This is a genomic window from Robinsoniella peoriensis, assembly GCF_000797495.1.
Taxonomy (GTDB): domain Bacteria; phylum Bacillota; class Clostridia; order Lachnospirales; family Lachnospiraceae; genus Robinsoniella; species Robinsoniella peoriensis.
The window spans coordinates 480182-494503 of the sequence record NZ_JTGN01000002.1 but is presented as its reverse complement, the minus strand read 5'-3'; the positions used below and the strand labels follow the sequence as shown (position 1 = coordinate 494503).

The following is a 14322-nucleotide window of genomic DNA, read 5'->3' as shown; positions in this document are numbered from 1 at the left end:
TACACATCGCATATTTCTATCTGTAGTAAACCTCTCCTAAACGTAAATCACTTCTAAATGAACGGATATTCGTATCCTTATCAATATAAACTGCTTCAATGCCCATCGCTGCTGCCCAGTCACCCATCTGCTCTGCTGTCAGGTCATAAGAAAATGCGGTATGATGTGCTCCTCCTGCATAAATCCATGCTTCAGCTCCTGTTGCAAGATTTGGTTCCGGTGTCCAGAATGCAGTTGCTACCGGTAATTTAGGCATCGGTTTTTCCACTTTCTTACAGTTCACATTGTTGATAATCAGACGGAAACGGTTCCCCAGATCAACCAGTGAAGTAGCTACTCCTGCTCCTTCTTTGGATGTAAATACAAGACGTGCCGGATCTTCTCTGTCACCCATTGACAACGGATTTACTTTAATGCCAATCGGGCCTTCTGCGATCGTCGGGCAAACTTCCAGCATATGAGCCTGTAAAATTCCTTCTTTGCCCGGTACCAGGTTATAAGTATAATCCTCTAAGAAAGAAGTACCCTTTGCATCTTTCACGCCGTCAGCCATAATCTTCATCAGACGTACCATCGCTGCTGTTTTCCAGTCACCTTCGCCGCCGAATCCATAGCCTTTTTCCATCAGCCGCTGTATAGCAAGTCCAGGAAGCTGTTGTAAAGAACCTAGATCACCAAAATGTGTTACGATTGCCTGATAATTTTTCTCTTCCAGGAAACGCTCAAAACCAATTTCAATACCGGCCTGTACCGCCATGTGTCTGCGGAAATCCAAGGGGTCCCTGCCCTCTAAAATCATCTCATATTTATCATAATACTCTTCCACTAATACGTCAATGTCACCTGCTGTTACATTCTGGACATATTCTGCGATTTCATTTACCGGATAAGCATCAATCTCCCAGCCAAACTTAATCTGTGCTTCCACCTTATCACCTTCGGTAACCGCAACATTTCTCATATTGTCAGCCACACGGCATACACGGATATGACTGCTTTCCATAATACCCACAGCCGTTCTCATCCACTGTGCAATACGTTTCTGCACTGCTTCGTCATCCCAATATCCTACTACTACTTTTCTCTCGATCCCCATGCGGGTTACGATATGTCCGTATTCACGGTCTCCATGAGCAGACTGGTTTTCATTCATAAAATCCATATCAATGGTATCATAAGGAATTTCCTGGTTAAACTGTGTATGTAAATGAAGCAGTGGTTTTCTGTATTCCTGCAGTCCTAAAATCCAGGATTTTGCCGGGGAAAACGTATGCATCCAGGTAATCACACCTGCACACTCTTCATCCGCATTTGCTTCATTGAATGTTTTACGGATTAATTCATTTGTAATCAAAGTTGGTTTCCATACCACTTCAAAAGGAAGTAAACCAGATGCATTCAATCTCTCTACAATAATTTTAGAGTGCTCCGCTACCTTTCTCAAACATTCATCACCATATAAATCCTGTGATCCTGTGGCAAACCAAAACTTGTAATTTTTTGCTGCTTTCATTTTAATAATCCTCCTTAATAATTTATATTTTTTGTTTTGTAGATTCTCTTATAATTAACTCGGGCTTAATCAGCCGTTCCACCCTGCTTTCTTCCGGGGGAACCTTACGTATCTGCTCTAACAGCAGTTCTGCAGCCATCTCTCCTAATTTTTCCTGTGGATGGGCAATAGTCGTAAGGGGAACCAGCCCATTTTCGGATATAATAGAATTATCATATCCCGTTACGGATACATCCCGGGGAACTTGTACGTTCCTTTTTCGCAGTGTCTTAATAACTTCCAGGGCAATCTGATCATTGTAAGAAACCACCGCATCCAGGGGAATCTTTTGCGTGACCATGCGTTCCACCATCAGTACCGGCTTGCTTTTCCTGTCTTCCGTATGAAACCAGATCACCATATCCGGGTCATAGGGTATTCCCGCCTCGTTCAGTGCTTTCACATAGCCCTTGTGGCGTTCTTTTCCCTGACTGTCATCTGCCTTAAATACACCTGCAATATGTACGTGTCCCGTATCCAGCAGATACTTTGTCAGTAAATACCCTCCCATACAGTCATCCATCAGTATATGAGGCTTATCTTCCATCTGAGGATACAGCCCCTGGATAAATACATACGGTATTTCATACTCATCCAGCATTCCATACAAGTTCATATGCCTGCACAGAATCTGGCTTTTACTGGGCTCAATAATCAATCCGTCAATATCCTTTGTCAGAATATCCTCCAGTACTTTTGCCTCATTTCCACGACTGTTTCCTGTATTCTTCAGCATAATGCTGTAGCCGTTTGCCGTCAGCACCTTGTCTATACCCTGGATCAACCTTGGGAATATGTAATCCGAAATATAAGTAGTAATTACCGCAATATTCCTGGACTTTTTCTGATGTCCCATACGTTCCGAGCAAAAAGTACCACGTCCATGCTGCGCTGTCACATACCCTTCATTCGTTAAAATGGAAAGTGCCTTACGCACTGTATGCCTGCTGACTTGAAAGGTTTCTGACAGTTCATTTTCTGACATCAGCTTCTCTCCGGGTTTAATCCTGCCGGATAAAATATCATTTTTCAGCTGCTCCATTAACGAAAAATATTTTGTTTTTCCATTCTCACCTGTCATAGGCACCTCCTTGTTTTTATTATATAACTTGTATGCTCATACCTACAAGTTGTTGTTTTAAATTTTTATTTAGAATAGTAACCAGAAACTGAATATCCGCATTAACAAAGCATTCACTGCTTGTATAAAATTATATCGCTGTATTCTTAAATTAGGATCTCCTGTACACTGTATGCATAATTAAAGCAACGTCTTAATTTTAGATAAAGCAAGAGCCGATAGTATGCGGGAAATATGATATCAATATCCTCACAAATTATCGGCTCTCATGCTTTGCATATGGCTCTTTAGTTTCATCTTTAATCAACCGGCACTTCCCACGCCTCATCGGCAAACGCCCGAAAACACATTTCCACCTGCTCCCTGTTATTTTTCTCTTCCGCAAGTTTCGGCAGATCATCCAGTCCAAAGTATCCGCTTCCGATGGTTTCTATATTTTCCTGAAAAGTACCGCCTACAGCCTCGCATAACATAAAGATCTTACAGATTCCATATGCGTACACCGGTAGATTATGCAGGTTTCTGTCCTGGACTGCAATCAGTTTCACCGCCACAACATCCAGACCTGCCTCTTCTTTTACTTCTTTTATAGTATTAGATTTTACCGACTGGTTTACGTCAACCCAGCCGCCGGGCAGTGACCAGGTTCCATTCTTCTCTTTCACCAGAAGTATTTTCCCATCCTTGAATATCGCCGCCCTGGTATCCAGCTTTGGTGTCTGAAATCCGGTCTCATTACAGAATAAATCTTTTACTTTTTCCATAGATAATCCGCTTTTTTGGCTGACCATTTCGGCTGCAATTTCACGGATTCTTTCAAACCGTTCCAAGTCAAAGTGATCCTTTGAATAGGTCAATCCTGCCTGTGCTATAAATTGAAGTTCCACTGCAATATCCAGCCATGTGGTATCTGAGCTGATTCTGTCATCCTTCTGTCCCATATTTCCATCCTCCGGTTACGTAAATACCTGTCATTCAAACAATTCTTTCGTTTTTTCTGCTATTCTGGTTCCAAACACTTCGAAAACTGCCTTGCTTTCTTCAAAATTCTCTTTTAATGCCACTGCCCCTAAATGTATAAAAGGCTGTCCCTGGGAGGAACCGCCGGAATATAACAGCATACCGTCTACCATGAGATGCATCAATATCGTGGAAATAGCAATATCTGCACCTCCCTGTGGATAGTCAGCAGTTGCAAATGCTGCACCGATTTTCCCTTTGAGGTAGGTATTGCTTGTTTCATCCAGCCACTTTTTGATCTGCCAGCAGGGATTTGCATGATAAGTAGGTGTCCCCACAACAACAGCCCTGCTTTCCCGGACAAACTTCATATCAACATGGTCAATATCAAATACTCCTGTTTCTACCTGTGATACTCTTCTCATGCCTTTTGCAATCATCTCCGCCATTTCCTTCGTCCTGCCCGATTTACTGTAATAAACAACCGACATTTTCATCGTATATTATCCTCCTTCATCTATTCACCTGAAACTAATCCATAAATCAGCCTAACACAACCAACGCTCCATATTTTCTGCTTCACTAACTAAACCTGATCCGACAACATCAATCAGCTTCTTATCTATGCCCTATCTTACCAATCATGTACTGCTATAATTCATTCTATAACGTATCCTCCTACATTGCAAATAAATATTACACAATTCTTTTTATCTGTGATGAGCTTCAAGAATCCTGTGCCTGGATGGTGAAATTTGAAGTATCCTAACATTTAAACAGGTTATCATCACTTTTTGTCATTGCAAATCTTTCATTTTTAATTATAATAAACTGTGGCAGAAAACATAACTGCCTGTAGAAGGAGAAGAAAAGGTTGAAGGAAATTTATATATGGAAAGGAAGCCACTGGGTGATTCTTTCGACCTGTTTTATTGTGGCAGTATTGCAGTCATGCATGCAATATGCAAGGGTATAATTATGAAAAATAAAAAGAAAAGAATCGGTATGACAATCGTTGGAGTATTTCTGGTTGGCTTCAGCATTGGACTATTTAAAATGGCTGTCTGGGGGACTGATCCCTTTACCGTATTCTGCAATGGTTTGGCAAACTTATTTCATTCCAGTTACGGTGTTATCTTTCCAATTATCAGCATCGTGTTATTTACGATTATCTGGTTTCTAAACAGGCATTTATTTGGATTTGCAACCATATTTACCATGTTTGGAATGGGCATTGTTGTTGACTTTTTCTCAAATCTGCTGCAGCAAATATTTCAAAATCCTGGAATTCCTGCACGGGGTATTTTTCTGGCAGGAGGAATTCTGATCATGTGCTTTGCTTCTTCTCTCTATTTTACCGCTGATATGGGAGTATCTACATATGACTCAATTGCCCTGACTCTTTGTGAAAAGACCAGGTTTCCTTTTAAAATATGCCGTATTACAACGGATCTGATTTGCGTTCTGATCGGATTCGCTTTCGGAGCTCCTATTGGTATCGGTACTCTGATTACCGCATTTTTTATGGGACCGCTGATACAATATTTTAACAGAAAATTTTCAGAACCTTTCCTGTACGGACACACTCTGGGGATCGCAGAACGTCTGAAGCTCCGTTAACAGGAAAAGCAGAGTAGCCGGGTGCTTTTCCACTCTTATCTACTCTGCTTATTTTATATTCGTAATTCCTTATCTTTTTGATATAAGCTTTACTTACATGCTGGTTTCTGACATACCCGCTTCCCGCAGACTACTGCTCCTCAGTTGCTTCTTCTGCTGCCTTTCCAAGCTCTTCATCTGTCATCTGACTGTTTTCATCCCAATCCACTTCATCCATAATTGCTTTTGCCTGATCAAAATACGTTTTTCCCACCATAATATCAGTTCCATAAATGGAAGACCCTGCATAGATTCTCAGATATCCGCCTACGCCTCTGTCCTGAACCAAATACGGGATATGATTATCTTCCAGCAATCCTTCGATAAGCCCCAATTCATAATTGTTACTTGCCGTACGAAGTAAAATCAGATCACTGTCCTGTTTATTATCTGTATCTTTTTTTCCGAACATATAGATACCTCCCTTTCATAGGCTAAATGCCATTCCTAACTCCTTATTAACTGTTACAATTATTATAACATTTCTGACAATATAATACAATCAATCTTTCAATCTGCCTGGGATGTATGATTTGAAATTATTTCCTCTATACCCAACTATAAACTATTGCGATTATATTACAAAACTGTTACAATTCTATTGTACTTAGCTAATACAAATAAAGGCAAAGGAGGATAATACCCATGTGTTTTACAAACTGTGAAGACTTATTAGCCTTTATCCGTAATTGTTTCGGATGTTAATATCATGGCTCTGACATTTGTCAGAGCCATTTTAAATTTATATATCTAAAGTTTTACGATTCTTTCAGATTAACCGGAACCTCTAATCCTTTTACATATTTTCTTTCCATAAGATGGCGGGCTTTACGGTTCTCCACAGTATCAAAAATAATAGAAAAATCATAATCTTCCGGATACATATCCTCTGCTTTTGTCTTTATCTGAAGGCGCTTATGATTCACCAGAACCTTTTTTTTCTGAATTTGTACCCCTACATCTCCTTTTACATCCGCTGGTTGGTATACGATACCAATTTTTTTCTGTGGATATACCATAACGCTGTCCCCAATATGAAATCCTTCAGAACGTTTTTGTGTTTTGCTTTCTTCTTTTTCCATTGGCGCTTTTTTGGTTCCTGCCGCTTTTAGAATCTGCCCGGATCTTTTATGCTCTATCTTCTCCGGCATATTTTCCGAAATCTCTTCCAGGCCTTTCTCAAATAGCCGCTCATCTAAACCATTTTCTCTCCGCAGTTTTACTTTTTCATTATTATCCTGCTGCTTAGAATCAACTTTATAAGTCGCCTCATATGCTCTTTTCAGCATCTTAGCAGGCATACCCAGTCGTTTTGCAATGTAGAATGCACAGCTTTCTCCGGCTTCACCAATCTCCAGTCGGTATAATGGCTTCAGACTTTCTTTATCAAATGCCATTCTGGCATTTTGTATCCCTTCCGTCTTTTCTGCATATTCCTTAACTTCCGGATAATGGGTTGTAGCGATAAAACTGCAATTACTGTTTTTCAATTCCTCCAATATGGCAATTGCAATCCCCATTCCTTCTGCAGGATCAGTTCCTGAACCCACCTCATCCATTAATACCAGGGACTCCTTATCCACCAGTTCTAATATATCGATGACATTTTTAATATGGGCTGAGAACGTAGAGAGATTTTCCAGAATGCTCTGGTTATCTCCAATATCACATAACACCTGGGTATTCATGGCTAAATCTGCCTCCTCACAGGGAACATGCAATCCGCATTGTGCCATAATCGAGAACAGGCCTACTGTTTTTAATGCTACCGTCTTTCCTCCCGTATTTGGTCCGGTAATGATAATTCCCCGATGATACTCTCCCAGTTCCAGGTTCAGCGGCACGCAGTACTCCCGGCCAAGCAGGGGATGCCTGCCATTAACGATCCGTATTCTTCTGCCGGTATTGATCTTTGGTTCCACTCCCTGCATCGCTGCACTTAATTTTGCTTTAGCAAAGATATAATCCAGTTCTTCTATATATTCCAGATTCAGAAGTATCTCTGCCTTATACTCTCCTACACAGGAAGACAGGGTATATAGTATCCTGCGCTCTTCATTGCTCTGCGCGATATCCAATTCACCCAGTTCTGCTTTCAGCTTTGATACACTGGATGGCTCTATAAAGTACGTTGCTCCTGATGAAGAGACGTCAATCACACTGCCGCTGATCTTCAATTTATGCTCTTTTTTTACCGGGAGTGTATAGTGTCCGTTCCGGTTGGAAATGAAGCTTTCGGAAAAGCACTCTTTCTTACTTTTCAGCATATTGTCCAGTTTCATTCGGATATTGTTCAGAATGCGGTCTTTCTTTTTTCTGATTTCCCTCAGTTCTTTCGATGCATAATCGTCAATCTGTCCACTTCGGATACAGCGTTCAATTTCTTCTTTTAAGATTTCCAGATCTGCCAGGCCGCGTCCGTATTCTGATATCTTAAGCCCCATTTCGTCACTCTTTTTAAGATAACGGGTTAAACGCATCCCCAGTACAGCAAAGCGGCTGACCTGTTCTAATTCTTCTATACTGAGCATTTCTCCTTTATATGCACCTTCTGCAATCATATCCATATGATCCGTATTGGATAACGGAGGCGTTCCGTCCCGGTCTAAAAGCATTCTGGCTTCTGTTGTTTCCTGCTGCCGCTTCCACAATTCTGCTTCATCCATGATCGGTGTCATTTCATCAAATTTTTCCCTTGCCTTTTGCGTCACCGTATATTCTTTTAGTTTCTCTGTCATTTTATCAAATTCTAACATTTCTATATATTTATTCATTTTTATACCCATTACAAATAGCAGGTATGCCTGCTATGCAGCCACACTAAAACCGGTTGAAAGAATCGCTGAGTGGCTTCCTTTCAATTTTATCATTTTCTTTCAACCTCACATCTATCATTTTCCTTAAATAATGTCCGCAGATACATTAACTGCTGGCACTGTTATAATGTCTTAATCCTAATTTCCAAAAACGAAGCATAAGAGTAGTGAAAACTACCACAATTACCACTCCGAAAACAATTCCCTGTATTGACAGTGAATTTGTCAAAACCTGCGTCGGCAGCGTTGCGATTACACCATAGGGTAAAACTACATAAAAAAAGATTTTAAACCCGCTTTGGAACACCACACCCGGTATTTTCATACACAAATCCAATCCGGCCTCTTCCAGTTTCAATATCCCCGTTGTGGAAATAATAAAAAATGCAGTTGTCCGCAGCATCACTTCAAGGTCATAAAATAACAATGTCATAATCAATACAAACAAAATATATCCGACGACATGGATCATACGAATCTGAAATCCTCCGACCGATGCCCCATATGCAATAATTCCTGCACTAAACAGTATCTGTGGCAGAGTACCCGGATTGACTTTTTCAAATGTAATACGCAAAAGCGGATTCACCGGTTTTGTCAGGTACAAATCCAGCTCACCGTTTCTTACTTTATCCGGTATGGTCAGCAATCCGAAAAAGTAAATCGTCATGTTAAGGGCATCAATCATGGAAAATGTCCCTATAAAGATGATCATTTCCCCCTGTCCCCAGCTTCCTATCCTGTCAACATTGGAAAATATAGCCTGAAATACCAGTATCTGTATAAGAAACAGGCTGGTATCCACAAATAGCGGTCCAAAAAATCCTAACCGGAATGCCATCAGATGTGACATTCTGAGTTTCAGCAATTCTTTTATAAATCTATAATTATTTCTCATATTCCAACTCCATCATATTTTATACGGTACCTTCCAAAGAACACCTGGTTTAACACGGCAAAGAATAAACTCCATATCGCCAATACCACCATACCGGTTAAGACCTCATCCTGACATTTGCCAATCAGAACCATGGATGGCAGATAGGTGACATAGTAAAACGGAAATATCTTCATAACCATGGTTACGCTTTCAGGAAGTAATGCCAGCGGGATTAACGTACCAGTAACCAAAGCTACCAGGTTATCCTTTATCATAAGGAATGTGCTGATTTCCTGAAATCGAAAAGTCAGTATTCCCAGAAAATAGTTCAGCTGAACCATAAATAGCATTCCGATTATTACCAGCACCAGTGCCGCGAATATCATCTCCCAATTTCCGGTAAATACAAAACCAATGGGAAATACCATCATCCAAAGGGCAAGGGCTCCCAGAATACATCCGCCATAAAAAACGGTCGTTCCTATCTGTCTGGCAATGTAATACCGCAGGGTTCCCATCGGAAGAATCATATAACTGGAAAATGTCCCGTTCCTTATTCTGTCGCTGATATCCTGACCGATTTCTCCGGAAGTATCAATCTGGGACAGGAAGGAACTTACGATATAGTAGGACAGCATGGCATGAAATGTAAATCCGGCAACTTCCTGCTGTTTTCCGAAAATAGCCCCCCAGAGCAGATATGCAAATAATATTTTTGTAACCATTATAATTAATTGGAATACGGTATCCGCTCTCCAGATCAGCTGCTGCTTTAAATAAATTTTTGTAACCTCCATATATTTCCTCAAACTTCCACCTCCCCGCTTTTATAAATACGTTCCACCACATTACCTACTTCTTCTTCCTCAACTGTGATATCACTTGGACCAAAAGACTGCATTAAGTACTCCAGCAGGCATCCCGCCTGACTTTTTTCCACTTGTATTACTACTTTAAACGGTGTAGACTCCAGGATTGTACAGGTACATTTTTTATCAGCTTGTACAGCCTCAACAGGATGGTCAAATACAGCGGTAATCTTCTTAAAGCGCTGGTATTGTTCGAATAGCCGTTGTGTCTCTCCGTCATATATTTTCTTTCCGCTATTTACTACAACCGAACGATGGCAAAGCAATTTAATATCCTCCATATAGTGGGACGTCAGCAAAATGGTCGTGCCTTTTTCTTCATTTACCTGCTTCAAAAATTTCCGGATCTGTTTCCCGGCAACCGCATCCAGTCCAATGGTTGGTTCATCCAGAAATAATATTTTCGGATTATGTAACAGTGCCGTCATTAACTCCAGTTTCATCCGCTCGCCCAGTGACAGGGTACGGACCTGAACGTTCATTAAATCTTCTACTCCAAATAACTGTACAAAATACGCCTTACTTTCCAGGAACTCCCTTTCAGGGATCCCATATATCTCTTTATAAAGACGAAGTGTATCCTCCGCCGTCAATTCAAAAAACAACTGACTCTTCTGCCCCATTACAATTGCATATTGCCGCTTAAACTCATTTTCCAGCTTATTCGGTTCGAATCCCAGAACACGAATTTTTCCGCTGGTAGGTGCAATAATACCGGTCAGCATCTTCACCAAAGTGGTCTTTCCGGCCCCGTTAGCTCCAATCAGCCCTACAAATTCCCCTTCCTTAACATCCAGATCAAACTGATCTACTGCATTTTTAGCCGTATATTCCCGCCTGAACAGCCCCTTTATACTTCCGGAGAGCCCTTCCTTTTTCTGATAACGCTTATACTGTTTACTTAATCCGCTTACTTCAATCACATTCATATTGATTCCCTTTCTCTAAATACATCATAAAAGCCCACCGAAGGTTCTGCCTTTCATTAATACAGCATCATTCCTCTCCTCCCTGTAATCGGAGTTGAGAAAAAACGCTGTACAAGACGTACTGCTTCGGTGGGCTTAATCATGTTTCAGGGAATTGCACACGTATTCCTGTTTTCAGACACAAAAATAAAGCCAGTGACAAAATGGTCTGATGTGAGAACACATCTCCCTTTGTCATGAAAGTATAAAGCAGTCTGTAAGGCAGAGTGAAACAGGCATTTCTTTATCAAATGCCGGTCTCCAGGTTCACTTATAGCGTGAATTCACGCATAGTTTCAACCCTGGTAACTATTTTGTTACCGCACTCTCATTTACAGACACACTTAACATACAATCTTCCTCGCTTTATTATTAATGAGTTTATTATAACTTATAAATGCAAATTGTCAATAGAATTTTTTTCCTAAATATCAAAAAATACCTGCGTTTAAAAAAAGAGAACCACAAAGCAGGTTCTCTTTTCATTATTTATCTAAGTATACTCAAGCTTTATGCCATACTTGGGCCTGTTTAAAATAATTTAAAACACGCTCTAGATTCTGGCAACTCCGGTTTCTCTTGCTACTTTTGCAACAGCTTCAGCTACTGCCTGAGCAACAGACTTGTCCAGTGCGCTTGGAATAATATATTCAGCACTTAATTTGTCATCCGTAACGAAAGATGCAATTGCTTTTGCAGCTGCAATCTTCATTTCATCGTTGATTTCGCTTGCACGTACATCCAGTGCTCCACGGAAGATTCCCGGGAATGCAAGTACGTTGTTGATCTGGTTCGGGAAATCACTTCTTCCTGTACCAACTACTGCTGCTCCTGCTTCTCTTGCAAGGTCAGGCATAATCTCTGGTGTAGGATTAGCCATAGGGAAGAGAATTGGATTTGCGTTCATTTTCTTAACCATTTCCGGTGTTACACATCCAGGTGCAGAAACACCGATAAATACGTCAGCACCTGTTAACATTTCTTCTAAGGTACCTTTGCGGCAGTCTAAGTTTGTGATCTTAGCCATTTCTTCTTTTTCCTGGTTCATGTTATCGCGTCCCTGGTAGATAGCACCCTGTCTGTCACAGAGAACTACATTCTTTAATCCCATAGCGATTAATAATTTAATGATAGCGATTCCGGCAGCACCAGCTCCGCTTGTTACTACTTTAATCTCATCAATTTTCTTACCAGTCAGTTTTAATGCATTTAAAAGTGCTGCAAGTGTAACAACAGCTGTACCATGCTGGTCATCATGGAAAATCGGGATATCACAGCAAGCTTTTAATTTTTCTTCGATTTCGAAGCAGCGTGGTGCGGAAATATCTTCCAGATTGATTCCACCAAAGCTTCCAGCAAGTAAACTTACTGTCTTAACAATATCGTCTACTTCTTTAGAACGAATGCAAAGCGGAATTGCATCTACATCACCAAAAGCTTTGAATAATGCACACTTTCCTTCCATAACCGGCATTCCTGCTTCCGGTCCGATATCTCCAAGACCTAAAACTGCAGTTCCGTCTGTAACAACAGCTACCAGATTTGAACGTCTTGTGAGGTCATAGCTTAAGTTTACGTCTTTCTGGATTTCCAGACAAGGCTGAGCTACACCCGGTGTATATGCTAAAGATAAATCGTCCTTATTTTCCAATGGTGCACGGCAGATAACTTCGATTTTACCTTTCCACTCGCGATGTTTCTTTAATGATTCTGATGCGTAATCCATTTTTTATTCCTCCTAGATTGTCTCTTAAAATTCAAGAGTTGATATTATATTTTTCAGCACGTTAGCGCTGTTTAATAACTTCTCTACTTCTTCCTCTTTTAACTGAGGTTCAAGTGTCTTAACAAGACCTGAGCTGTTGACGATGCTTGGGATACTTAAGCATACGTCTTCCATTCCATACTGTCCTGTCATAAGACTGGAAACTGCCATTACGGTATTACCGCCGCGCAGGATGTTATCGCAAAGATAACGTACAGACATAGCTATTGCATAGTTTGTGGCACCTTTATTCTGAATAACTTTGGCTCCGGACTCTCTCATTTCTTTTTCCATAGACATTAAGTTGTCTTCCTGGATAAATTCTTCTCCAAATCCTGCTGCTTTCTCATAAGCATCGATCGTCATACCTGCAATGCTAACTAAAGACCACGGAACTACAGATGAATCCCCATGTTCGCCTAAAACATAACCATGAACATTTCTGGAACTGATTCCCAGTTTTTCTGCTACGATTGAACGTAAACGACTGGAATCAAGAAGTGTACCGGATCCGATTACCTGATTTGGTGAAAGATTTGTTACTTTTAATGTTGCATATGTAAGAATGTCTACCGGATTACTTACCAATACATAAATTGCATTTGGCGCATATTCAGCAACCTGAGGCATAACACTTTTGATTATGTCTACGTTGGATTGTGCCAGTTCGATTCTGGTCTGACCTGGTTTTCTGGCTCTGCCGAGGGTTACGATAACAATATCGGAGCCTGCCACATCTTTATAATCACCTGAATAAATATTCACTGAATTTGAGAATGGAGTACCCTGGATAATATCCATAGCCTCTCCTTCTGCCAACTGCTTAGCAATATCCACTAAAACGATTTCAGAACATACGCCTCCAACGGTCAGCGTATAGGCGATGGAAGATCCCACTCTTCCTGATCCCAGAATACTAATTTTATAGCTGTTACTCATCTGTACTTACCTCCACATTTTAATGTGAAGATAATAACACATTTAGAATTTTTTTACTAGTGCCTTACGTCATTTTCATATAAACTTTACATAAATTTTACAATTCACTTATACCACATTTTTAGTTACAAATCAACTATGTATTTTTATACACTCTGAAAATCATTGATTATTAGACCACAACTCAATATTTTTTTATCAAAAAAAGCAGAAGATTTTTCCTGCTTCTGCTTTGACATTCATATTATTTATTTTTTATTCTTTTTTGCTCCCATTTCCAGCATACCACACCGGATATAACAGCAATAACACCGCTGAGAAACAGACTTTGGTTAATACCCAGCCAGTCTGGTAACCGCATTCCCTTTGCTCCACAATAAGCCCCGGCAATAAAAACTACTTCCATCAGATTGAAATATACCAGAGTTCCAATGTTAATACCAAAAGCGCCGGCTATTGACTTTTTTTCTGATTTAAACATTTCTTTCAAAAACAGCCCCATAAATCCTGCAGCAAAAGGCAGAAGCAGCAAAACAAATTTACTGCCATATCCATCCGCCTCTCCCCTGATATTCCAATGCATTACTACTTTAGATGGCAGAAAAAACAACCCGGCAACAGCAATAAAAAACGGGACAGCCATTAAAACAGTGAATATACGATATTCCAGTTTCACAGCCCATCACTCCTTTCACCCCTGATCTGCCACCATTATACCCTGATGTTGTCCCGTTTTTCAACACTAACTGCCCAAATACAGATTTCGGCGTTCAAAATACAATTCTGTAATTCGATGCTTTACCTGTATGCTTCACTTTTGCGCTTTACTTTCA

Annotated in this window: 13 protein-coding genes; 1 reads left to right on the top strand and 12 read right to left on the bottom strand. The window is 40.4% G+C overall.

Going from position 1 to position 14322, the window contains the following annotated elements:
* Positions 1-16 precede the first annotated feature (16 nt).
* The 4 genes from araA to QR40_RS05960 all read right to left on the bottom strand — a co-directional run bounded on the left by araA (position 17) and on the right by QR40_RS05960 (position 4090).
* The gene (araA, locus tag QR40_RS05975; protein WP_027296265.1) at positions 17-1513 is read right to left on the bottom strand and encodes an L-arabinose isomerase; all 1497 of its coding nucleotides are present in this window, start codon (positions 1511-1513) and stop codon (positions 17-19) included.
* Positions 1514-1535: 22 nt separating this feature from the next.
* Entirely contained in the window at positions 1536-2633 is a 1098-nt protein-coding gene (locus tag QR40_RS05970) for a GntR family transcriptional regulator (protein WP_044293887.1), read from the bottom strand.
* Between the two features lie 299 nt (positions 2634-2932).
* Entirely contained in the window at positions 2933-3574 is a 642-nt protein-coding gene (locus tag QR40_RS05965; RefSeq protein WP_044289697.1) for an NUDIX hydrolase N-terminal domain-containing protein, read from the bottom strand.
* Positions 3575-3604: 30 nt separating this feature from the next.
* Complete coding sequence (locus QR40_RS05960) at positions 3605-4090, bottom strand: flavodoxin family protein (protein WP_027296262.1); 486 nt, start codon at positions 4088-4090, stop codon at positions 3605-3607.
* Between the two features lie 481 nt (positions 4091-4571).
* Here QR40_RS05960 and QR40_RS05955 point away from each other — a divergent pair, with 481 nt between their 5' ends.
* Positions 4572-5213 (top strand): YczE/YyaS/YitT family protein, encoded by a 642-nt coding sequence (locus QR40_RS05955; RefSeq protein ID WP_156043041.1) that lies wholly within the window; start codon positions 4572-4574, stop codon positions 5211-5213.
* Between the two features lie 130 nt (positions 5214-5343).
* On the opposite strand, the gene QR40_RS05950 is transcribed toward QR40_RS05955, so the two are convergent.
* The 8 genes from QR40_RS05950 to QR40_RS05915 form a co-directional block, all read right to left on the bottom strand.
* Positions 5344-5664 (bottom strand): putative signal transducing protein, encoded by a 321-nt coding sequence (locus tag QR40_RS05950; RefSeq protein WP_063837261.1) that lies wholly within the window; start codon positions 5662-5664, stop codon positions 5344-5346.
* A 346-nt stretch (positions 5665-6010) separates the two neighbouring features.
* On the bottom strand, positions 6011-8026 hold the full coding sequence (locus QR40_RS05945) for an endonuclease MutS2 (protein WP_044294023.1): 2016 nt from the start codon (positions 8024-8026) through the stop codon (positions 6011-6013).
* Positions 8027-8174: 148 nt separating this feature from the next.
* Positions 8175-8966 carry an ABC transporter permease gene (locus QR40_RS05940; RefSeq protein ID WP_044293886.1) on the bottom strand — a complete coding sequence of 264 codons (792 nt, stop codon included), beginning with the start codon at positions 8964-8966 and terminating at the stop codon, positions 8175-8177.
* Positions 8963-9757, bottom strand: coding sequence for an ABC transporter permease (locus tag QR40_RS05935; RefSeq protein WP_044293885.1), 795 nt, complete (start codon positions 9755-9757; stop codon positions 8963-8965). The genes QR40_RS05940 and QR40_RS05935 overlap by 4 nt, the downstream gene beginning before the upstream one ends.
* Positions 9754-10746: an ABC transporter ATP-binding protein gene (locus QR40_RS05930; RefSeq protein ID WP_044293884.1), complete on the bottom strand. Its 993-nt coding sequence runs from the start codon at positions 10744-10746 to the stop codon at positions 9754-9756. Before QR40_RS05930 ends, QR40_RS05935 begins: the two co-directional genes overlap by 4 nt.
* Before the next feature lie 592 nt (positions 10747-11338).
* Positions 11339-12511, bottom strand: a complete 1173-nt coding sequence (locus QR40_RS05925) for an NAD(P)-dependent malic enzyme (protein WP_027296256.1) — start codon at positions 12509-12511, stop codon at positions 11339-11341.
* A gap of 24 nt (positions 12512-12535) precedes the next feature.
* Positions 12536-13489, bottom strand: a complete 954-nt coding sequence (locus tag QR40_RS05920) for an L-lactate dehydrogenase (RefSeq protein ID WP_027296255.1) — start codon at positions 13487-13489, stop codon at positions 12536-12538.
* Positions 13490-13733: 244 nt separating this feature from the next.
* Entirely contained in the window at positions 13734-14165 is a 432-nt protein-coding gene (locus tag QR40_RS05915; RefSeq protein WP_027296254.1) for a DUF1648 domain-containing protein, read from the bottom strand.
* Positions 14166-14322: the final 157 nt, after the last annotated feature.

Bases quoted from the DNA above. Each gene is read 5' to 3' on its own strand.
- araA (WP_027296265.1), bottom strand. From the start codon at position 1,513: ATGAAAGCAGCAAAAAATTACAAGTTTTGGTTTGCCACAGGATCACAG.
- QR40_RS05970 (WP_044293887.1), bottom strand. From the start codon at position 2,633: ATGACAGGTGAGAATGGAAAAACAAAATATTTTTCGTTAATGGAGCAG.
- QR40_RS05965 (WP_044289697.1), bottom strand. From the start codon at position 3,574: ATGGGACAGAAGGATGACAGAATCAGCTCAGATACCACATGGCTGGAT.
- QR40_RS05960 (WP_027296262.1), bottom strand. From the start codon at position 4,090: ATGAAAATGTCGGTTGTTTATTACAGTAAATCGGGCAGGACGAAGGAA.
- QR40_RS05955 (WP_156043041.1), top strand. From the start codon at position 4,572: ATGAAAAATAAAAAGAAAAGAATCGGTATGACAATCGTTGGAGTATTT.
- QR40_RS05950 (WP_063837261.1), bottom strand. From the start codon at position 5,664: ATGTTCGGAAAAAAAGATACAGATAATAAACAGGACAGTGATCTGATT.
- QR40_RS05945 (WP_044294023.1), bottom strand. From the start codon at position 8,026: ATGAATAAATATATAGAAATGTTAGAATTTGATAAAATGACAGAGAAA.
- QR40_RS05940 (WP_044293886.1), bottom strand. From the start codon at position 8,966: ATGAGAAATAATTATAGATTTATAAAAGAATTGCTGAAACTCAGAATG.
- QR40_RS05930 (WP_044293884.1), bottom strand. From the start codon at position 10,746: ATGAATGTGATTGAAGTAAGCGGATTAAGTAAACAGTATAAGCGTTAT.
- QR40_RS05925 (WP_027296256.1), bottom strand. From the start codon at position 12,511: ATGGATTACGCATCAGAATCATTAAAGAAACATCGCGAGTGGAAAGGT.
- QR40_RS05920 (WP_027296255.1), bottom strand. From the start codon at position 13,489: ATGAGTAACAGCTATAAAATTAGTATTCTGGGATCAGGAAGAGTGGGA.